Source organism: Paraburkholderia sp. MM5384-R2 (assembly GCF_014201025.1).
Taxonomy (GTDB): domain Bacteria; phylum Pseudomonadota; class Gammaproteobacteria; order Burkholderiales; family Burkholderiaceae; genus Paraburkholderia; species Paraburkholderia tuberum.
This window is the reverse complement of sequence record NZ_JACHDI010000005.1, coordinates 283,850-305,119: the sequence shown is the minus strand read 5'-3', so window position 1 is coordinate 305,119 and position 21,270 is coordinate 283,850. Positions and strand designations below refer to the sequence as shown.

Sequence of the window (21,270 nt, the reverse complement as noted above, 5' to 3'; positions counted from 1 at the left end):
ACTTTTTCATGACTGTATTCGACTATCTGTCGGGCAATTGGCCCGAGCTGCTGCAACTGACCGCGCAACACGTGTGGCTGGTGGGGATCGCGGTGGGCTGCGCGATCATCGTCGGCGTTCCCCTGGGGATCCTGATCGATCGGCACGAGTGGCTCGCCGCGCCGTTGCTGAGCGTGGCAACCGTGGTGCTGACCTTGCCGTCGATCGCGCTGTTCGGCCTGATGATTCCGGTCTTCTCGCGCTTCGGCCAGGGGATCGGCGCGGTGCCGGCGATCACCGCCGTGTTCCTCTATTCGCTGCTGCCCATCATGCGCAACACCTACCTCGCGTTGCGCAACGTCGACGCCGGCATCAAGGAAGCCGGCATCGGCATCGGCATGACCGTCTGGCAACGGCTGCGGCTCGTCGATTTGCCGCTCGCGGTGCCGGTCATTCTCGGCGGCGTGCGGACGGCCGTGGTGATGAACATCGGCGTGATGACGATCGCCGCGGTGATCGGCGCGGGCGGCCTCGGCACGCTGATCATCCGCGCAATCGGCCAGAGCAGCATGATGAAACTGTTGGTGGGCGCGGTGCTCGTGAGCTTGCTCGCGATCGTCGCCGACCTGCTGCTGCAAGCGCTGCAACGCCTGCTGACACCGAAGGGAGTGCAAAAGACATGATCGAACTCGACCAACTCACAAAGTCGTTTACGCAGAAGGACGGCCAGCAGGTAAAAGCGGTCGACTCGGTGAGCCTGACCGTCGGCGCAGGCGAAATCTGCGTGTTTCTCGGCCCGTCGGGTTGCGGCAAGACCACGACGCTGAAGATGATCAACCGTCTGATCGCGCCGACTTCGGGCCGCGTGCTGATCAACGGCGAGGACACCTCGGGCCTGAACGAAGTCGAATTGCGCCGGCACATCGGCTATGTGATCCAGCAGATCGGCCTGTTTCCGAACATGACGATCGAGGAGAACATCACGGTCGTGCCGCGTCTGCTCGGCTGGAACAAGAAGCGCTGCCGCGAACGGGCCACGGAGCTGATGTCGATGGTGGCGCTCGATCCGAAGCTGTATCTGAAGCGTTACCCGCGTGAACTGTCGGGCGGGCAGCAGCAGCGCATCGGCGTGATTCGCGCGCTGGCCGCCGATCCGCCGGTGCTGCTGATGGACGAGCCGTTCGGCGCGGTCGACCCGATCAATCGCGAGTCGATTCAGAACGAGTTCTTTCAGATGCAGCGTCAGTTGAACAAGACGGTGATCATGGTGAGCCACGACATCGACGAGGCGATCAAGCTCGGCGACCGTGTCGCCGTGTTCCGCCGTGGTCAACTGGTGCAATACGATCATCCGGATACGCTGCTTGCGCATCCGCGCGATGAGTTTGTCGGCGCGTTCGTCGGGCAGGACAGCACGCTCAAGCGCCTGTTGCTGGTGAAGGCCGGCGACGCCGCCACGCAGCCGGAAACCGCCCGCGCCGATGTGCCGCTTGCGCGCGCCTTCCAGATGATGGACGACAGCGACAATCGCTATCTGACCATCGTCGACGACAACCGCCAGGCGCTCGGCTATGTAACGCGGCGCGCGGCGCGCGCGGGCCAGGGCGTGTGCGGCGATCATCTCACCGCGTTCAAGGCGACGGTCAGCGCCGACGAACATCTGCGCATCGTGTTGTCGAAGATGTACCAGTTCAATTCGTCATGGATGCCGGTGCTGGATGGCGACGGCCGCTATGTCGGCGAAGTCACGCAGGATTCGATCGCGGATTATCTGAGTTCCGGACGCTCGCGCGGGCACACGGGTGAGCCGGCGATCGTGTCGCCTGCCGTCGCCGCGGCGCAAGCGGCTGCCGCTGCCGCGCCAGCGGCGGTTGCGGAGGACGTCGCGCATTCGTAACGCGATCACGCTGCACGCAGGCCTTCGTTCCGTCGCGAAGCGAGACGGCCTGCGTGCACGCTGCGAGAGCCACCGCGCTCGCACAACCGGTCACAAATTCCAGCCCCGCCACGCACCGTAATGCCGTCGACCCACGTGGCGATGCGCTGATTGCATACGCTTGAAAATCAAATAACACTCCATTTCAGCGTAATTCTTATGCGCTTCGAATTAAATAAATCGAATAGCGCATATTACGATTTTTTTATCAATAAATTTCCGCTTTTTCTATGCGACGATAAAATTCCAACGTTGACGTATGCGCGATAGCTGACAATTGCGCGTACGTGAGAAAGCGCGCCGGACACGTGGCTGCGCGCGCTTCGCGCCTCGCAAGGAAATACCGTCGTGAAACTCATCTCCCGCCTGGGCATGGCCGTGGTTTTATCCCACAGCCTTATTCCCTTGAATGCGTCCGCGCAATCGCAACTCAGCTACACCACTTCCTGGATCGGCAATAGCTTTGGCTTTGGCGACGGTAAATGGATGCAGCAGGATATCCAGGCCATTAGCGTCGGCGCCGACGGCACCGTTTATACCAATGCGCCGTGGGACGAGAGCGGCAGCGAAATCGCCGCCTACCGCGCCGGCGACAAACTCGCGGTGGCCGGTTCGACGCATGGCTGGGGCGCCGCCGGCGGCGATGCGGTCGCGGTGAACCACACGTACCTGTACGCGGCGATGTCGATCGGCAACGAGAACAACGCGCGGTGCCGGCCGACCTCGCGGTGACGCCGTCGGGGCAAATCCTTGTCGCCGACAATGGGCCGTCGCAGCAGATTCTCGTCTTCAACAAGGACGCCAACGGCCAGCCGCAAGCCGGCAGGGCGATCGGCACGCGCAACGGCCTGTTTCACGCGGTCAAGGGCGTGCCGGGCAACATGCGTTTCAACGGCATCACGGGTATCGGCGTCGATCCGGCGGGCAATCTGTACGTCGCGCAGAACGGCGAGGGGCCGCGCGCGCCGGGCTCGGCGTCGGTCGGGCAAGGCGCGGTGCTCGAAAGCTGCGTGTTCAGCTCGCGAGCGTTCAACTGGCGGCTGTACGGGCTGACCTTCGTCGACAGCGCCGCGTTCGATCCGGCCACGCCGAACTCCGTCTATACGGGCTCGAAGCGCTTCACGCTCGACTACAACCAGCCGGCCGGCCACGAATGGTCGTATGCGGCCTTCACGCTCGACCGTTTCGACTATCCCGACGATCCCGCGTTTCACGAGCCGCGCGGTGTGCGTGGCGAGCCGATGGTGCGCCGAATCAACGGTCGGCCGTATCTCTACACGCTCGATCCGGGCGCGCATTATCTGAACGTCTATCGCTTCGACGCGGCACATGGCGAAATGGCGATTCCATCCGGCTTGCTCGCGCAGAATCCGCTGCCGGGCACGTGGCCTGCCGGTCAGCCGACTTACGGCGAATGGCTGTGGCGCGACAGCAATGGCAACGGCACCGTCGACGCCGGCGAAATCAGCAGCAATCCTTCGACCGGCAGCACGGTCGGCAACGGCTTCTGGTGGGTCGACACGCCGGGCAACATCTGGCTCGCCACGCCGCTGAGCGGCATCCGCGAGATGCCGTTGCAAGGGTTCGACGCCGCCGGCAATCCGGTCTGCACGTATGCCAGTTCGAAGATGTTCGCGATGCCGCAACCGTTCACGCGGCTCGCGCGGCTCGTCTACATCGCGGAGACCGACACGATGTACGTGTCCGGTTTCACGAGCGCGACTCCATGGGACGCGACGCATTGGAAGGAAGCGGGCCCTGTGCTCGCGCGCTACGACAACTGGAGTACCGGCACGCCGACGCAACAGTACGCGATCTCGCTGCCGTGGAATACGCAGAGCAATCCGCAGACGACCACGGTGGGCGTCGCGGTGGCGGGCAATTACATCTTCGTCGCGGAGCTGTACACGGCGAAGGTGGATGTGTACGACGCGCGCACCGGCCAGGCGATCGGCTAGATGACGCCGGGCGCGAGCGTGGGCAACACGAGCGGTTGGGTGGACGTGTATCTCGGCATCAGCGCGGTGCAGCGCGGCAATGGCGAGTACGTGGTCCTGCTGGAAGACGACGCCCGCGCGAAAATCCTGATGTATCGAAGGGTTCAGCCCGACACGCATCGGGACTATCATGATCGTTTCGACCGAACAGTACTTCACGGACCCGATCATGATCATCGACGACACGACCCAGCAGGCTCAACTCAACCCGGACACGCTACGAGAATTCGTCGAGCGCAAGTGGAACGACGAGATCGTGCCCGCGCTGACGGACTACATCGCGGTGCCGGCCAAGAGTCCGGCGTTCGATCCCGACTGGGCGAAACACGGTTATCTGGAGCGCGTGATCACCGACGCGGCACAATGGGCCGAGCAGCAACCGGTGCGCGGCCTGAAGCTCGAGGTGATCCGCCTGCCGGGCCGCACGCCGGTGATCTTCTTCGAGACGGCCGCGACGCGCTCGGGCAGCGACGAAACCGTCGTGCTCTACGGCCACCTCGACAAGCAGCCCGAGTTCGATGGCTGGCGCAACGACCTCGGTCCGTGGACGCCGAAGTTCGAAGACGGCAAGCTCTACGGCCGCGGCGGCGCGGACGACGGCTACGCGATCTATGCGAGCCTGACGGCGCTCGCCGCGCTCGATGCACAGGGTGTCGAACGTCCGCGCTGCGTCGGGCTGATCGAAACCTGCGAGGAGTCGGGCAGCTACGATCTGCTGCCCTACGTCGACGCGCTGCGCGAGCGGCTCGGCAACGTCGGGCTGGTCGTGTGTCTCGACTCGGGCGCGGGCAATTACGATCAGCTGTGGCTGACCACGTCGCTGCGCGGACTCGTCGGCGGCGATCTCGAAGTGCAGGTGCTAGACGAAGGGATCCACTCGGGCGTCTACGGCGGCATCGTGCCGTCGAGCTTCCGCATCATGCGGCAACTGTTCGACCGTCTCGAAGACTCCGCCAACGGCACGCTGCTGCCGAAGGGCTTCCACTGCACGGTGCCGGCCGATCGTCTGCGCGAAGCGGAGGCCGCCGCAAAGATTCTCGGCGATGACGTCTGGAAGAAGATGCCGTGGGCGTGCGGCCAGGACGGCCGTCAGGTGCTGCCCACCACGACCGATCCGCGCGAGGCGCTGCTCAATTCGACGTGGCGTCCGTCGCTGTCGGTGACGGGCGCGGCTGGCTTGCCCGCGCTCGCCGACGCCGGCAACGTGCTGCGTCCGCGCACGGCGTTCAAGCTGTCGCTGCGGCTGCCGCCGACCATCGAAGCGGAGAAGGCGGTCGCCGAACTGAAGGCGCTGCTCGAATTCGATCCGCCGTACAACGCGAAGGTCACGTTCAAGCCGGATGCGGGCGCGGCGAGCGGCTGGAACGCACCGGAGGTCGCGCCGTGGCTCGCCACCGCGCTCAACGATGCGTCGCGTCAGCACTTCGGCGCCGACGCGGCCTACATGGGTCTCGGCGGCACGATCCCGTTGATGAACGTGCTGAAGGCGGGCTTCCCGAAGTCGCAGTTCATGGTGTGCGGCGTGCTCGGGCCGAAGTCGAACGCGCATGGGCCGAACGAGTTCCTGCACGTGCCGTACGGCAAGAAGCTGACGGCCGCGGTTGCCGAAGTGATTGCCGCGGCGCCGTGAGTTCTGGTTTCGTTTGAGTGGGGCTCGGGCGTGACCCGGGCCCGCTGTTTATCGATGCTGCTTTGATGCAGCTGTTTTTCCCGCCGTTTCATTCCTTCCGTTCGAACCTCACCGACACGCTGAATGACCGACTCCCAGACTGCCCAAACCACCACGCTCCGGATTCCGGCCGATCAACTGCATGCCTACGTCAGGGCGATCTGGGAGCGAGCGGGCAGTACGCCGCGCGAAGCGGAGCTGGTCGCCGATCATCTGGTGGCCGCGAATCTGACCGGGCACGACTCGCACGGCGTCGGCATGATCCCGCGCTATGTCGAATCGCTCGCCGACCAGCAACTGCAACTGAATCGACACGCCGACGTGGTGAAGGACGCGGGCGCGGTACTGACCGTCGAAGGCGGCAAGGGCTTCGGTCAGGTGATCGCGTTCGAGGCGATGGAGCGGGGCATCGAGCGCGCGCGGCGGCTCGGCGTCTGCGCGGTGGGCTTGCGCGGCGCGCATCATATCGGCCGCATCGGGCATTGGGCCGAGCAGTGCGCGCGCGCCGGGCTGGTGTCGTTTCACTTCGTCAACGTGGCGGGCGATCCGCTCGTCGCGCCATTCGGCGGCGCGGACCGGCGCATCGGCACGAATCCGTTCTGCGCCGCTTATCCGCGGCCCGGCAAACCGCCGCTGGTGCTCGACTTCGCGACCAGCACGATCGCGTTCGGCAAGACGCGCGTCGCTTATAACCAGGGCAAGCACACACCACCCGGCGCGCTGATCGATCACGAAGGCATGCCGACGCTCGAACCGAAAGTCATGCACGAAGCGCCGTTCGGCGCGCTGACGCCGTTCGGCGGCTACAAGGGTTTCGGGCTCGCGGCGATCTGCGAGATTTTCGGCGGCGCGCTGTCGGGCGGCTTCACGACGCATGCGGACACGCTCGGTACCACGCACGCGATCATCAACTGCATGCTATCGGTGATCATCGATCCAACCGCATTCGACGCGCCCGATGCGCAAGCCGAAGCCGATGCGTTCCTCGCGTGGGTGAAGGCCTCGCCGCTCGCGGCGGGCGCGGAGCGCATCTACGAACCCGGCGAGCCCGAGCGCGTGACGCGCGCGCAGCGCGAGGCCGCCGGCATTCCGATCGACGCGGCTACGTGGACGCAAATCCACTGCGCGGCGCGCGCCGTCGGGATGGATGAAGACGAAGTGGGTGGTTGGTCCGCGCGCCTCGGCTGAAGCGCGCGACAGCAGGGCTCAGGCGATCAGCCTGAGCTTGCTGCGCCTATCGAGCAGCCAGAGCTCGAACTCGGTGGCGGGCATCGGCTTCGCGTACAGGAAGCCCTGCACGTAATCGACGCCGAGCCCCTTCATGAAGGATTCTTCCGCCTCGGTTTCGATCCCTTCGGCGACCACCTGGAAATCGAGCTCCTGCGCGACGGCGACCATCGAGCGCACCAGCGCCTGTGCCTTCATATCCGCGTGGATCGAGCCCGTGAAGCTGCGGTCGAGCTTGATCACGTCGAGCGGAATCCGGCCGAGTTGCGACAGCGACGAGTAGCCGGTGCCGAAGTCGTCGAGATGCACCTGCGCGCCGAGTTGGCGGAACTGCTTGATCAGCTCGATCGCGGCCGCTTCGTTTTCGATCAGGCAGCTTTCGGTCAGTTCGAGGTCGACGAGGCATGGATCGAGACTCGCGTGCTGCAATGCCTCGGTGAAATGGCGGACCACGGCTGTATCCGTGAGCTGTCGCGCCGACACGTTGATCGCGACGCGCAGGTCATAGCCGGCCGCTTTCCAGCGGGCCGCCTGTTTCGCTGCGGTTTCCATCACCCAGCGGCCGAGCACGCCGATCAGTCCGGATTCCTCGGCATAACGGATGAATTCCGCCGGCATGATCTGGCCGCGCTCCGGCGAATTCCAGCGCACCAGCGCTTCGGCGCCTTGCACGGCGCCCGTCGCGAGGTTCAGCTTCGGCTGATAGTGCAGCGCCAACTGGCCTTCGTCGAGTCCGCGGCGCAGATTCGTGTCGAGCCACATGAACTCCGCGACGCGGCGATTCATGTCCGGCGAGAACACGCGATGCGTGCGCTTGCCTTCGTCCTTCGCGACGTACATCGCCGTGTCGGCCGAACGGATCAGCGATTCGAGGGTTTCGCCATGCTCGGGCGAACGCGCGATGCCGATCGAGCAGCCGGTATAGACCTCGACGAGCCCGACAGCGAACGGCATGCGCATACGATCGAGAATGCGCTGCGCGGTGTTTTCCAGCTCATGCGCGGAGCCCTTCGCCGCGAGCACGATGAATTCGTCGCCGCCCAGACGCGCGAGCGAGTCGCCCGGATTCAGGCAGTCGCGGATCGCGTCCGACACGTCGCAGATGAGGCGGTCGCCGAACACGTGGCCGTAGTGATCGTTGACCTTCTTGAAGTTGTCGAGATCGAGAAACAGGACGCCGACGGTTTCGCCCGGCGCGGCCAGTTCGATCGCGATCTGGATGCGCTCCTGGATCGCGTTGCGATTGGCGAGGCCTGTGAGCGGGTCGGTGGTGGCCTGCTCGATCAGGCGGTCCTGCGCGAGCCGTTGCTCGGTGATGTCGGTGCCCGAGCAGATCAGGAACTGCTCTTCGATGCCGCTGCCGCTGCGCACGAATTTGTTGCGAAACAGGAACAGCCGTTCGCCGTGCACCGTTTTGATGCGCCGTTCGATCTCGTACGGTTCGCCACGATTGAAAAAATTCGCGCTGACGTCGTTCGAGACCCCGCCGTCGTCGGACGACATGAACAACGTCCAGACGCTGCGGCCGATGATGTCCTCTTCCCTGAGTCCGGTCAGCTCCTCGGCGAGCCGGTTGAAGCGCTGTATCCGGCCGTTCCGGTCGACGATCACGACGACCGAATTGACCTCCGAGACGACCTGTTCAGCGAACGACAGACCGTGCAGCAGCGCTCGCGCGACGGATTCGGTGTCGCCATCGGCCGACGCGGTGCCGCCCCAGCCATGACAATCGAGTTTCTTGCCGACCAGATGCAGCCGCAGCGGCGCGGCGTCCAACTGAACGTCGACGACGACGTGGGAGGTCACGCCGCTCAGCGCGCGGACCTGGGAAGCTTGAGAAGAGGTGAGGGAAATGGCGACGCCGACAGCCGCGTGGCCGTGCGCAGGTACGAGTTCCAGCGTGTCGCTGGCGGCCGCCAGGCGCCAGCAAGGGCTGCTCGTGCCGAACCGCGCGTGAAGCACCTGGTCGTGTAGCTGGTCGCTCATGAAATCCCCGGAATGTGCCGGCGGTCCCTATCAAGGCGGGCGGCGGCAGACGGTCTTCCTCATACTAAAGTGAAACTGCCTCATTGTATCTAAGCGTGACAATTCGAGCGAAGAATCATTGACGTTTTGCTAAGCATGAGTATGGGCCGGCGCGGCCGCGCGCGGCGCGATTATTACCCGCCAGAACGACGCCACGATGACGTCGCTAGAGGCGGCGCGCCAGCAGCGCGCGGGCGCGTTCGCGTTCGGGCGGGTTGGCGTCGAGCGCCGCGTCGAACCGGAACTTGCCGGCCGCCAGCGTGGCCGCCACCACGCCGTCGCGATACAGCACGCGGTTTCCGGTCACGGCCGGCACCTTGTCACCGACCAGCAGCGTGCCGACGAGATTCAGCGGATCGGTCCCAGCAACGCAGATAAAAGCACCGTCGTTCGGCTGCCGGCGCACCTCGCGCAGCAGCGGAATCGCCTCGGGCAGCGCGAACTGCTCGCCCGCGAGTCCGTTGACGAACCGCCCGCCGCGGATCACGCCGCGCGACTCGAGCCGCTGCAGAACGCGCAGCAGATCGCGCCACGGCGGAAGCCATTCGGCCTCGCGTTCGAGCACGCGCCAGAACACGACACCGTAGCGGCGCAGCAACGTCATTGCGACGTGTTCGAGCGCCTCGGGCGGCAACTGGCGCCGCCGTTCGGGGGGATTTTCCGGCGCGACGGCGGACGGACGGCTTACGAGCGCCCAGCGCCCCGCGTCGTCCATGCCGCCGATCAGCGCGCTCGCTCGCGCGCGCCGGCTGCTGGAAAACGCGTTGCGTTTGGCGACTGGCTTCAGCAACGCGCGCAAGCCCGCGAAGCTGTCGGAGTTCGCGAGGCCGGCCGCGACCAGCTCGCCGAGCGCGTTTTCGAGCTCCATGCGCAGCACGCGCAACTCGGCGAGCAGTTCGTCGAAGAACATCGCGCCGTGTTGCGCGAGGGTGTCGTGCACGCTTTGCGCGAGCGCCGACAATTCGAGCTGGCGCGCCGGATCGAGCAGCGCGCGCCACGCACGCAACTGGGCGCGCGGCAGCAGCACGATCGGCGTGCCGCGGACCGGACCGGCGGCGCCGCGCGCCCGCTCGGTCAGGCGGGTCCAGACGATCTTGCCGGCGCGGCATAGCTCATCGAGCGAACTGCTGGTGTAGGCACGCACGCGCGCGGGCAGGATGTCTTCCTCCCACGCGCCGGCCGCGGCCTGGAAGCCTTCGAGCTGGTCGAGCGCGGCGGCGAGCGCGTCGCGGCCTTCGGCGCGCGACCTCGGCGTCAGATGCTGCCATTCGAACAGGAAGCGCATGAAGTCGTGCCGCTCGACCGGCTCGATCTCACGCCGCAGCCGCCTCACCGTGTAGCGGTGGATGCGTGCGAGCAGGTGTCGTTCGCACCATTCCTCGTCGCTCGTGTGCGGCGTGAAGCGGCCGCGCAACAGATAGCCTTCGGCTTCGAGCCGGATCAGCGCCTGTTCGATCCGGTCGGCCGGCAAACCGAGCGGACGCGCGATCGCCTCGACCGTCAGCGGGCCGAAGCCGGTCAGCCGTGCGCGCAACACGTCGACGAGCGCGTCGTCGGCGCTCCAGCTCTCGGTGTAGCCCTTCGGGGCGCTCAGCGGCGGCATGTAGCGATTTCGCGCGATGCCGGGGTACAGCGCTTCGAAGCAGGTGAGGCGTTCGGCGGGCAGCCAGAGTGCGCTGTCGCTGTCGCTGGCGTTGTCGTTGCCCGTGCTCGCGTTGGCTTGCGCGGCCAGCGGCAAGCGCGTCGCCCGGCCGGCTTTCGCCAACGCCGCAAGCAGCGTCGGCCAATCCTCGTGCGCGAGCGCCTCGGCCCCGGTGACGCACGCGAGGCCCGTCAGCGCTTCGTGCATTTCGTCGGCGTTGCGCGCCTGCGGCCACGCCTCGTCGCGCACGCTGTCGATCGCGGCGGCGTCGAGCGCGCCAAGATCGTCGGCGGTTTCAGGGTCCGTCCAGCGGCGGTTCAGCACCGCCTGGGTGCGGCGCTCCTCGATCGGCGCGTCGTCGAGGTACGCGTAGGGCTTCGCGGTCAGGATTTCGGCGGCGAGCGGTGACGGCGCCGGCAGATCACGCGCGACGAGCCGCAACTCGCCGCGCTCGATGCGGCGCAGCAGCGCGAGCCAGCGTTCGCTGTCCATCGCGTCGTGCAGACAGTCGTCGATGGTTTGGTCGACCAAGGGGTGGCGCGGCACCTCGCGTTCGCCGACGACGTTCTCCAGACAAGCGGCCTGCTCGGGAAACACGCTTGCGAGCAGATCCTCGCTGCGCATGCGCTGCAGTTGCGGCGCGGTCTTGCGGCCGCCCGTGTAGCGCGGCAGGCCGAGCGAGGTCGTCGCGTTCCAGCGCCAGCGCACGCCGAACAACGGCGCATCGAGCAGTGCCTGGATCAGCAGATGTTCGGCGCTGTTCGAGTGCAGATAGCGCCAGACCTCGTCGAGCACGAACGAGTGGCCGCCGGTCAGCGACAGCACGATCGCGTCTTCGGTGGCGGCGGCCTGCAACTCGAAGTTGAAGCTGCGGCAGAAGCGCTTGCGCAGCGCGAGCCCCCACGCGCGGTTCACGCGGCTGCCGAACGGCGAATGGATCACGAGCTGGGTGCCGCCCGATTCGTCGAAGAAGCGCTCCATCACCAGCGTGCTCTGCGTCGGCAGTACGCCGAGCGCGGCGCGCGCACGCGCCAGGTATTCGACGATCTGGCGCGCGGCAGGCTCGTCGAGCGCGAGCTCGTCGGCGAGCCAGGCGATGGCGTGGTCGAGGCGCGCGGTCGTGGGTTCGGCTTCGCTCGCGGGCAGCGTGGCTGCGGCAGGTGCAGACGCCGTTGTGGTCTGCGTCGCGCTCTGCGCCGCGGCAGCTTTCGCTTTGCGTCCTCTCTTTGCCGCGGTTTTCGCGGGCGTTGCGGCTGCTTCGAATTGGGCCGCAGCGATTGGCACCGCCGCAACCGCGTGTGACGCCGGCTCGCCCTCCGTCAGCAAACGCTCGACCTGCTCCCGCAATCTCGTGACCGCGAAAGACAGCTCGTCGCTGCGCCCCGGCGCCTCGCCGAGCCAGAACGGAATGTTCGGCGGTTGCCCTTGTGCGTCCTCGACCCGCACCCGGCCACTCTCGATTCGCAGAATCCGGTACGACGCGTTGCCGAGCTGGAACACATCGCCGGCGAGGCTTTCGACCGCGAAGTCCTCGTTGACGGTGCCGATATTGATCGCCTGCGGTTCGAGCACGACGGCGTAATCGGCGTTTTCGGGGATCGTGCCGCCCGACGTCACGGCGACCAGCTTGCCGCCGCGCCGGCCGCGCAGCGTGCCGCTTACCGCATCGCGATGCACGTACGCGGCGCGCGGACCGTGGCGGCTCGTGTAGCCCTCGGCGAGCATGCGCAGCACCGCGTCGTATTGCTCGCGCGACAGATCCGCGTACGGCGCTGCGCGCCGCAGCATGTCGAACAGCGCATCCTCGCTCCACTCGGCGCTCGACACTTCCGCGACGATCTGTTGCGCGAGCACGTCGAGCGGCGCGCGCGGGATGCGTAGCGCATCGAGTTCGCCACGCCGCACGCAATCGAGCAGCGCCGCGCATTCGAGCAGGTCGTCGCGCGAGGCGGGAAAGAGCCGTCCCTTCGGCATGCCGCCGACGTGGTGGCCCGAGCGGCCGACGCGTTGCAGGAACGGCGCGATCGCGCGTGGCGAACCCATCTGGCAGACGAGGTCGACGTCGCCGATATCGATGCCGAGTTCGAGCGAAGCGGTCGCGATCAGCACGCGCAGTTCGCCGCGTTTCAGGCGCTGTTCGGCGTCGAAACGATGTTCTTTCGCGAGACTGCCGTGATGCGCGGCGACCGCGTCCTTGCCGAGCCGCTCGGTCAGATGACGCGCGGCGCGCTCGGCCATCCGGCGCGTGTTGACGAAGATCAGCGTGGTGCGGTGCTGCGCGACCAGCTCGGCGAGCCGGTCGTAGACGCGCTCCCACACTTCGTTGGCCATCACCGCTTCGAGCGGCACCGGCGGGATCTCGAGCGCGAGGTCGCGCGCGCGGACGTGGCCGACGTCGATCACCGCGCACTCGGCCGGTACGTCGCTCTCGAGGCTCGCGCCGCCGACCAGAAACCGCGCGACCGCGCTGACCGGCTTTTGCGTCGCCGACAGCCCGATGCGCGGCAGGCGCCGGGCGCAGAGCGCGTCGAGCCGTTCGAGGCTCAGCGCGAGATGACTGCCGCGCTTGCTGCCGGCGAGCGCATGAATCTCGTCGACGATCACCGTGCGCACCGTTGCCAGCATGCGGCGGCCAGAATCCGAGCCGAGCAGCACGTACAGCGACTCGGGCGTGGTCACGAGAATGTGCGGCGCGCGCTTTTTCAACGCGTTGCGTTCCTGCTGCGTGGTGTCGCCGGTGCGCACCGCGGTGCGAATGTCGAGCGGCGCCAGGCCGAGCCTGTCGAGTTCGGCGGCGATGCCTTGCAGGGGCAGTTGCAGATTCAGGCGGATGTCGTTCGAAAGCGCCTTCAGCGGCGACACGTAGACGACCAGCGTTTGGTCGGGCAGCGTGCCGCCGTTCGCGAGGCCTTGCGAGACCAGGTCGTTCAGCGCGGACAGGAATGCGGTCAGCGTCTTGCCGGAGCCCGTCGGCGCGGCGACCAGCGTCGAGCGGCCGCTACGGATCTGCGGCCACGCGGCGGCTTGTGCGTCGGTCGGGGCGGCGAAGGTTTGCTGGAACCAGTTGGCGACGGCTGGGTGAAAACCGTCGAGCGCCTGCTGGGCTGGCGGTAAGGCTGGCGCGGCGGGGCGCGCCGCGCTCGCGGTGGAGCGGGCCTTGCGGGAGCGGGGCGCCGCGTCGAGTGCGGCGGAAGTCTTTGCCGAAGTCATGCTTGTGCAGATGAGGGCGGCGCGGGGGATATCCAGTCGGTACCGGGCAATGTCGACCGTTTTGGCGGTTGCGGGTCATTCCACGCTGACGGCGCAATAGCCGCCAGTCTCGCAGGTTTTCGCCGCTCGTGCGCGGCGCATCGGGCTTCGCGCCGCTGCTGGAATTCGTAGTCTTTTGCGGCGTGTGTGCCACTCCTACCAACCTCCGCCAATTGCAGTACGCTTGACGACTCTTCCTGCACCCACGATGGAGCGTCGACGATGCGATATAACCAGTTGGGCCGTACCGGTGTGTTTGTTTCAGAGTTGTGTTTGGGCACGATGACCTTCGGGGGTGGCGAAGGCATCTGGCGGCAGATCGGCGACCTGCAGCAGAACGACGCGGAGCGGCTGGTCGGCCGGGCGCTCGACGCGGGCATCAATTTCATCGACACCGCCGACGTTTACGCGGGCGGCCTGTCCGAGCAGATCACCGGCCAGGCGCTGAAGAATCTGCAAGTACCGCGCGACAAGGTCGTGATCGCGACCAAGGTGTTCGGCCAGACCGGCGAGTTCGCAAACGCGCGCGGCGCGTCGCGCTATCACATCCTCGACGGCATCAAGGCAAGCCTGAAGCGTCTGCAACTCGATCACGTCGACCTGTATCAGATCCACGGTTTCGATCCGGCCACGCCGATCGAAGAAACCGTGCGCGCGCTCGATACGCTTGTGCAGCACGGCCACGTGCGCTACGTCGGCGTGTCGAACTGGGCCGCGTGGCAGATCGCGAAGGCGCTCGGCATCGCCGAGCGGCTCGGCACTGCGCGCTTCGAAACGCTGCAGGCGTATTACACGCTCGCTGGCCGCGATCTCGAACGCGAACTCGTGCCGATGCTGCAAAGCGAAGGCCTCGGCCTGATGGTGTGGAGTCCGCTCGCGGGCGGTTTGCTGAGCGGCAAATACGGACGCGAGCAGCAGGCCGAGGCGGGCAGCCGTCGCACGAACTTCGATTTTCCGCCTGTCGATCGCGAGCGCGCGTATGACTGCATCGACGTGATGCGCGAAATCGCTGCAGCGAAAAACGTCTCGGTCGCGCAGATCGCGCTGGCGTGGCTGCTGCATCAGCGTGTCGTCAGCACGGTCATCGTCGGCGCGAAGAAAATCGAGCAGCTCGACGACAACATCGCGGCGACCAACGTCGCGCTATCCGCCGATGAGCTCGCGAAGCTGGCCGAAGTCAGCGCGCTGCCGGCGGAGTACCCCGGCTGGATGCTGGAGCGGCAGGGCGAGCAACGCCGGCAGCAGCTGGCCGAGGTTCGGCACGTCGTGCAGCGATAACGCGACGGCGTACTCGCGCTCGCCCTGGAAGCCCGAATCTTCATCGATGGGCCGCGCGAGTTTCATGCTCGCGCGCGCGGGGCTGAGGCGGTCGACTGGAAAAAACGCCAACTCGTGAAGACGATCCACCGCTCTCAGGTTCTCCGCGGCCATTTCGTTTCGGCACTCGCTCAGGTCTCGACGTCCGCGAGACTGAAAGTCTCCGTCTTGTCGTTGTACGAGAAGATTTCCGCGTAACGACCCCAGTCGATCACCGCATCGAGTGTCTCCTGCGCCGCGCTGTCGGACAGCAGGTCCTCGAGTTCCTGCTCGAAGCGCACGCGCGGCGCGCGATGTCCGGGCCGTTCGTTGAGCACCTTTCTGATTCGCGCGGCGAGCGGCACGCGCTGCAATAGATGATCGGCGAACATGATCTTGCGCTCCTGCGTGCTGCCCTCGGCGAATCGATGCGCGGGTGGCGTCAGGAACACGTCACCCTCGCTGACTTCGGCAAAGCCGAGGTACTGCAGCATCTCCGCGATCGGGAACAGTTCGTCGACTTCCAGCTGCAGTGTGCGCGCGATCTCGGGCATGTCGGCGCGGCCGTTGTAGGGCGCTGCAGCGAGCGTTTCGAGCAGACCGGCCATCAGGTTGGTCGACACGTTCGGCAACCAGCTGCCGGGTTCGAGTTCGCGTTTGGCCGCGGTGTCGCTGGGGCGCGCGGTCATCTTCGCGTAGATTTCGTCGACGAGCGCGCGAAAATCCGGGTCGAGCCGGTTGCGCGGATGCGCGAACGGCACTACGGTCTCGGCCACCACGCGCCCGGGGTTCGACGACAGCACGAGAATGCGATCGCACATGAACACGGCTTCCTCGATGTTGTGCGTGACGATCAGCACCGACTTGATCGGCATGCGGTCCTGGTTCCACAGGTCGAGCAGGTCGGTGCGCAGCGTTTCGGCGGTCAGCACGTCGAGCGCGGAGAACGGCTCGTCCATCAGCAGGATGGTCGGATCGACGACGAGCGCGCGCGCGAAGCCGACGCGCTGCCTCATGCCGCCCGACAGTTCGCGCGGATACGCGTTTTCGAAACCATCGAGGCCGATCAGATCGATCGCGGCGAGCGCGCGCGTGCGCCGCTCCTCGACGCCGACGCCGAGCGCCTCCAGCCCCGCTTCGACGTTCTGCAGCACCGTCAGCCACGGAAACAGCGCGAAGGTCTGGAACACCATCGCGACACCCTCGGCGGGACCGTCGAGCGGCTTGCCCAGGTAGGTCACATTGCCGCTCGTCGGCCGGATCAGACCGGCGATGATGCGCAGCAGCGTCGACTTGCCCGAGCCCGAGCGGCCGAGCAGTCCGACGATTTCGCCCTCGTGCAGCGTCAGATTGACGTCGTCGAGCACCAGCAGGTCGCTCTGGTTTTTATGGAAGCCGCGGCTCACGTGCTCGATGTTCAGCACTTGCGCGCCCACGCGCGGCGACGACTGGAGCCGGTCGGCGGGAATGGCTTGAATGACGTTTTGCATGGGTTCACTCCTGGTCGAGTCGCAGCCTGATTTCGGCAAAGGCATACAGGGGGCGCCACAGCGCGCGGTTGAATAGCGTGACGAATAGCGACATCACGGCGACGCCAAGGATGATCTTCGGAAAGTCGCCCGCGGCGGTCGTCTCGGCGATATAGGCGCCGAGGCCGTGCGCGATCACATTGGTATCGCCCCACTGGACGAACTCGGACACGATGCTCGCGTTCCACGCGCCGCCCGATGCGGTGATCGCGCCAGTTACGTAGTAAGGGAATACGCCCGGCAGCATCAGCTGGCGCCACCATTGCCAGCCCCGGATGCGGAAATTGATGGCCGCCTCGCGGTAGTCGTTCGGATAGGCGGTCGCGCCCGCGATCACGTTGAACAGGATGTACCACTGCGTGCCGAGCACGATCAGCGGCGACAGCCAGATATCCGGATTCAGATGAAAGCGCACGATCACGATCACCAACACCGGGAACAGCAGGTTCGCGGGGAACGCGGCGAGAAACTGCGCGAGCGGCTGGACCTTCTCGGCGAGCGCCGGACGCAGGCCGATCAACACGCCAATCGGTACCCAGATCACCGAGGAGATCGCGATCAGCACGGCGACACGCAGTAGTGTGATGAGCCCGAGCACGAACACGTGACCGACCTCGTCGAGCGTGACGCCGGCACGCACATAGGCGACGACGCGATAGATCGCATAGACCGTCAGCACGAATACGAGCACGCCGCACACGATGTCCCCCACGCGCGTCGATTTCTCGCCGCGCGGTCCGCTGGCGCGTCGCGCGCTCGCGAAAGGCACACGGAACGGAATGCGTGCGGTGGTCGCGAGCATCACGCCCGCCGGCGTCAGCAACTGATGAATCAGACGAGTGCGCCGCATCGTGTCGAGCAGCCAGGACTGCGGCGCGTTGCCCGAAGTCGTGGTCTCCATGCGGAACTTGTCGGCCCACGCGACGAGCGGACGGAACAGCAACTGGTCGTAGGCGAGAATCACGACCGTCATCGTCAGAATGACCCAGCCGATCGCGTGCAGGTTCTTGTCGCTGATCGCCTGCGTCAGGTAGGCGCCGATGCCCGGCAGCGTAACCGTATGATTGCCGACCGTGATCGCTTCGGAAGCCACGACGAAGAACCAGCCGCCCGACATCGACATCATCATGTTCCAGATCAGGCCGGGCATCGAGAACGGCACTTCGAGTTTCCAGAAGCGCTGCCATGAAGTCAGATGAAAGCCGCGCGAGACTTCGTCGAGATCGCGCGGCACCGTGCGTAGCAACTGATAGAAGCTGAACGTCATGTTCCACGCCTGGCTCGTGAAGATCGCGAAGATCGCGGCGAGTTCGGCGCCGAGCACGCGGCCCGGGAACATCGCGAGGAAGAACGTGACCGTAAACGAGATGTAGCCGAGCACCGGCACCGACTGCAGGATGTCGAGAATCGGCACCAGCACGAGACCGGCGCGGCGGCTCTTGGCGGCCAGCGTCCCGTAGACCAGCGTGAAGATCAGCGACGCGACCATCGCCGCGAGCATGCGCAGCGTGGTGCGCATCGCGTACTCGGGCAGGTTGGCCGGATCGAGCGAGATCGCCTGCGTCTTTAGCGTCGACATCGGCGCTAGCGTCTGATGAAAGCCGATCGACGCCATCGCGATCAGGCAGATGATCAGCGGGAACGCGACGAAGTCCCAGCCGTTTGGACGCAGCCGTCGTGCGGATGCATTGGCGGTGCGGTTCAGGTTGAAACCGAACTCCATCAGTAACCTCCGGGGCCGTGGGTATTTGCGCACAGCGAAGTCGTGCCGCCGTACAGGGCGGCGACACATGCATCGATTCGCGAGGGATTCTTGAGTTGGAACATGACGAATCGCAAATTGATGAAAGGGCACATTCAGCAAGCAACGGCCACGACGAGGCAACGCCACAATCTTTCGATAATGGCGTTGATTCGTGACAGAAACCTGGCAGGACTTAAGAGAGCAGCGACCCGATTCGGCGCCACAGCGTGACAAGCCGATTCGATTGGACCGGATCGAGCGACAGAAGCGACTCGTAGTGAGCGCGCGACTCGTTGCGATAGGGCAGATGCGGCAAAAGCAGAGCGAAATACATGACGTTTCTCCGCGCGTCGTATGTGACGCGGCAAGCGGAAAGCGGGCAGACGGTCCAACGTCGCACGCTTGGCGCGGCGTCAGGTTGCTAGCTGCTTTCCTTCTAAGGCTGAAGGGAAGGGGCATAAACAACAACTGTCACTGTCGGGCATGGGGCTCCTCGTCGGGTTGAACTGCGCTCAGGCACGCAGCGTGGTTTTACCGGCCTCGCCAGAACCCGCGACCAGGCGCGGGTATCGGCGAGCTTCGGCCGCAAACCCGAAGGCTTGCGAGGGCGTGCCAGTGCGGACGAGCGAAGGCCGCGTCCACATGGCGCTCATGATCGAGGTGCACGAAGAAGATTTGCTACGGCGCGCACCGTTCTGCCTGCTGGCGGAACGGCGGCGCGGGGAAGGGGCGCGGACGTTCTGCCGGTCAGGCAGTGAAACTGTTCGAAGATCGACTACTGCAGGTGTCCAAGGCATCAGCCCCATTTGAGAAGACGGGCGAATTCTAGACGCGGTAAAAAGCCGGAGTCAACCAGATTCTGTAAGCAGAGCCAACATTTATCGGCGAAGGCTTGCGCAACGAGTTCGAGAATCATTGCGTGCGGCCCCGAGAACCCGACGTTGTCTTTATGCGTTTTTTAATTGCGCTTTTTCGGGCAACGTCGATACAATTCGCCCCAACGTATCGAAGGAGTCACCCATGGACGCATGTTCAGGCAGTGGAAGTCCGATGCCGGCCAGCGCCGGCAACACAACCGCGAGATAGTCGCCGCAGGTTCACTCCTTCGCCGCTAACTCGCCCCATTCGGGTTAGCGCGCTTCAATTCTGACCGGCCTTTGCTGCCGGTTTTCCGTAGCACGCTTCCTCTTTTCTGACCGTCGTCTGCAACCTCTGCTTGTAGAGGCGGTTGCGCTTTCGCATTGCGCTCGTTGTGCGCCGGAGTGCGTCACGGTAACGTCGCTGGCTCGCGCAAGCTTGCATGCCGGGAATGAATTGAACACACGTTTGCCACCTGCGTGCGAACGACAACGGAGCGATCCGGCTATAACTTCAACCCCAGAGACGTGATGGAAAATATCTACAAGCGCAGACCGCAGAGCTCCGGCGGTGCCATCGCCGCGAGCGCGGTTCTTTCTCTCGGCCTCGTTCCTTGCGCGTTCGCGCAGACACCCGGCGAAGCCGCGCCGACGCAAGCGGCGCCATCGACCGCTCCGGCCGCACCGGCTCCCGGCGCCACGGACAATGCGGCGCCCGCCGATCAGAGCGTCGCCGCGCCCACGGCATTGTGGGAGCGCTCGAACCTGCTCGGCGACATGGGCGGTTTGCGTCCGTGGCTCGGCAACTACGGTGTGACTTTCAATCTGCAGGAGACCGGCGAGTACATGGGCAACCTCTCGGGCGGAACGAATCGCGGCGGTGCTTATCAAGGCTTGACCGAGTTCGGACTCGTCGTCGATACGCAAAAGGCGTTTGGATTGCCAGGCGGCACTTTCAACGTGTCCGGTCTGCAGATTCACGGCACGAGCCTGACCGCCAGAAATCTGCAAACGCTGCAAACCGCGAGCGGCATCGAAGCCGACGCCGCGACCCGTCTGTGGGAACTGTGGTATCAGCAGTCGCTCGGCAACGTCGACGTGAAGATCGGTCAGCAGAGTCTCGATCAGGAGTTCATGGTCAGCCAGTACGCGGCCACCTTCATGAACGCGACGTTCGGTTGGCCAGTGCTGCCGTCCGTCGATCTGCCGGCGGGCGGCCCGGCCTATCCGCTGTCGTCGCTCGGCGTGAGGGCGCGGGCGTCGTTCGCGAACGGAGTAACCGTGCTGGGCGGCGTATTCGACGGCAATCCGGCGCCAGGCGTCGGCGATCCGCAAAAGCTCAACGCGAGCGGAACGAACTTCAATCTCGGCAACGGCGTGCTCGTGATCGGCGAACTGCAGTACGCGATCAACCAGCCGTCGGCGAATGCGTCCGATCCGAAGCCGGCCGGCCTGCCGGGCACCTACAAGCTCGGCTTCTGGTACAACAGCAACCACTTCGCGGGTCAGGGTTTCGACACGAGCGGCGTGTCACTAGCGAATCCGGCGAGCAACGGCGTGCCGACGAGTCATCGCGGCAACTACAGCTTCTACGCGGTCGCCGATCAGATGGTGTGGCGCGCGGGTTCCGACAGTCCGCGGTCGCTCGGTGTGTTCGCGCGCATCATGGGTGCGCCGGGCGATCGCAATCTGGTCGATCTCGGCGTGAACGCGGGCGTGACGCTCAAGGCGCCGTTCAAGGGGCGCGACAACGACGTGGTCGGGCTCGCGCTCGCCTATGCGAAGATCGGCTCGCACGCGCAGGATCTCGCGAGCGCGCAGGCGCTGTACACGCCGGGCTATCCGGCGCGCAGCGCGGAGACGATGCTCGAAGCCACCTATCAGTATCAGGTCGTGCCGTGGTGGATGCTGCAAGCGGACTTCCAGTACTTCTGGCGGCCGGGCGGCGGAATTCCGCACCCGGCCGATTCGTCCCAGCGCATCAAGAACGAAGCGGTTCTCGGTTTGCGCACGACGATTCAGTTCTGAGGAACGGTCACCAGGCGGGTAGGCGTTTGATCGATCGCTGCAACAACGGCCGCGCGCCGCATCGCCGGACATGATCGGTCGATGCGGCACGT

At 65.5% G+C, this 21,270-nt stretch carries 11 protein-coding genes and 1 pseudogene; 7 read left to right on the top strand and 5 right to left on the bottom strand.

Annotated elements, in window-relative coordinates:
* Positions 1-8: 8 nt before the first annotated feature.
* The 5 genes and pseudogenes from HDG37_RS11815 (at position 9) to HDG37_RS11795 (ending at position 6,769) form a co-directional block, all read left to right on the top strand.
* Positions 9-662: an ABC transporter permease gene (locus HDG37_RS11815; protein WP_184047281.1), complete on the top strand. Its 654-nt coding sequence runs from the start codon at positions 9-11 to the stop codon at positions 660-662.
* Positions 659-1,876, top strand: coding sequence for a betaine/proline/choline family ABC transporter ATP-binding protein (locus HDG37_RS11810; protein WP_184047279.1), 1,218 nt, complete (start codon positions 659-661; stop codon positions 1,874-1,876). The genes HDG37_RS11815 and HDG37_RS11810 overlap by 4 nt, the downstream gene beginning before the upstream one ends.
* A 411-nt stretch (positions 1,877-2,287) precedes the next feature.
* A pseudogene (locus HDG37_RS11805) lies at positions 2,288-4,020 on the top strand (hypothetical protein); the annotation flags it as partial.
* A gap of 61 nt (positions 4,021-4,081) precedes the next feature.
* Positions 4,082-5,542 carry a M20 family metallopeptidase gene (locus HDG37_RS11800; protein ID WP_184047420.1) on the top strand — a complete coding sequence of 487 codons (1,461 nt, stop codon included), beginning with the start codon at positions 4,082-4,084 and terminating at the stop codon, positions 5,540-5,542.
* 123 nt (positions 5,543-5,665) lie between these two features.
* Positions 5,666-6,769 (top strand): malate/lactate/ureidoglycolate dehydrogenase, encoded by a 1,104-nt coding sequence (locus HDG37_RS11795; RefSeq protein WP_184047276.1) that lies wholly within the window; start codon positions 5,666-5,668, stop codon positions 6,767-6,769.
* A gap of 18 nt (positions 6,770-6,787) precedes the next feature.
* Here the strand turns inward: HDG37_RS11795 and pdeR are convergent, their stop codons facing one another.
* On the bottom strand, positions 6,788-8,794 hold the full coding sequence (pdeR, locus tag HDG37_RS11790) for a cyclic di-GMP phosphodiesterase (protein ID WP_184047273.1): 2,007 nt from the start codon (positions 8,792-8,794) through the stop codon (positions 6,788-6,790).
* A 205-nt stretch (positions 8,795-8,999) separates the two neighbouring features.
* The gene (locus tag HDG37_RS11785; RefSeq protein ID WP_184047270.1) at positions 9,000-13,685 is read right to left on the bottom strand and encodes a DEAD/DEAH box helicase; all 4,686 of its coding nucleotides are present in this window, start codon (positions 13,683-13,685) and stop codon (positions 9,000-9,002) included.
* Between the two features lie 261 nt (positions 13,686-13,946).
* On the opposite strand from HDG37_RS11785, the gene HDG37_RS11780 reads away from it, so the two are divergent.
* Positions 13,947-15,002, top strand: a complete 1,056-nt coding sequence (locus tag HDG37_RS11780) for an aldo/keto reductase (protein WP_018425310.1) — start codon at positions 13,947-13,949, stop codon at positions 15,000-15,002.
* Positions 15,003-15,172: 170 nt separating this feature from the next.
* On the opposite strand, the gene HDG37_RS11775 is transcribed toward HDG37_RS11780, so the two are convergent.
* The 3 genes from HDG37_RS11775 to HDG37_RS11765 form a co-directional block, all read right to left on the bottom strand.
* A complete protein-coding gene (locus tag HDG37_RS11775) occupies positions 15,173-16,510 on the bottom strand; it encodes an AAA-associated domain-containing protein (RefSeq protein ID WP_184047267.1) in 1,338 nt (445 codons plus the stop codon).
* Positions 16,511-16,514: 4 nt separating this feature from the next.
* Positions 16,515-18,272 carry an ABC transporter permease subunit gene (locus HDG37_RS11770; RefSeq protein ID WP_184047264.1) on the bottom strand — a complete coding sequence of 586 codons (1,758 nt, stop codon included), beginning with the start codon at positions 18,270-18,272 and terminating at the stop codon, positions 16,515-16,517.
* A gap of 214 nt (positions 18,273-18,486) precedes the next feature.
* Entirely contained in the window at positions 18,487-18,627 is a 141-nt protein-coding gene (locus HDG37_RS11765; RefSeq protein WP_184009884.1) for a hypothetical protein, read from the bottom strand.
* A gap of 1,054 nt (positions 18,628-19,681) precedes the next feature.
* Between HDG37_RS11765 and HDG37_RS11760 the strand changes: the two genes are divergently transcribed.
* Complete coding sequence (locus tag HDG37_RS11760) at positions 19,682-21,178, top strand: carbohydrate porin (protein WP_184047262.1); 1,497 nt, start codon at positions 19,682-19,684, stop codon at positions 21,176-21,178.
* The last annotated feature ends 92 nt before the right edge of the window (positions 21,179-21,270 follow it).

Excerpts from the sequence above, each read along its gene's own strand:
- HDG37_RS11765 (WP_184009884.1), bottom strand. The coding sequence starts at position 18,627 with ATGTATTTCGCTCTGCTTTTGCCGCATCTGCCCTATCGCAACGAGTCG.
- pdeR (WP_184047273.1), bottom strand. The coding sequence starts at position 8,794 with ATGAGCGACCAGCTACACGACCAGGTGCTTCACGCGCGGTTCGGCACG.
- HDG37_RS11785 (WP_184047270.1), bottom strand. The coding sequence starts at position 13,685 with ATGACTTCGGCAAAGACTTCCGCCGCACTCGACGCGGCGCCCCGCTCC.
- HDG37_RS11800 (WP_184047420.1), top strand. The coding sequence starts at position 4,082 with ATGATCATCGACGACACGACCCAGCAGGCTCAACTCAACCCGGACACG.
- HDG37_RS11775 (WP_184047267.1), bottom strand. The coding sequence starts at position 16,510 with ATGCAAAACGTCATTCAAGCCATTCCCGCCGACCGGCTCCAGTCGTCG.
- HDG37_RS11770 (WP_184047264.1), bottom strand. The coding sequence starts at position 18,272 with ATGGAGTTCGGTTTCAACCTGAACCGCACCGCCAATGCATCCGCACGA.
- HDG37_RS11780 (WP_018425310.1), top strand. The coding sequence starts at position 13,947 with ATGCGATATAACCAGTTGGGCCGTACCGGTGTGTTTGTTTCAGAGTTG.
- HDG37_RS11810 (WP_184047279.1), top strand. The coding sequence starts at position 659 with ATGATCGAACTCGACCAACTCACAAAGTCGTTTACGCAGAAGGACGGC.
- HDG37_RS11815 (WP_184047281.1), top strand. The coding sequence starts at position 9 with ATGACTGTATTCGACTATCTGTCGGGCAATTGGCCCGAGCTGCTGCAA.
- HDG37_RS11795 (WP_184047276.1), top strand. The coding sequence starts at position 5,666 with ATGACCGACTCCCAGACTGCCCAAACCACCACGCTCCGGATTCCGGCC.
- HDG37_RS11760 (WP_184047262.1), top strand. The coding sequence starts at position 19,682 with ATGGAAAATATCTACAAGCGCAGACCGCAGAGCTCCGGCGGTGCCATC.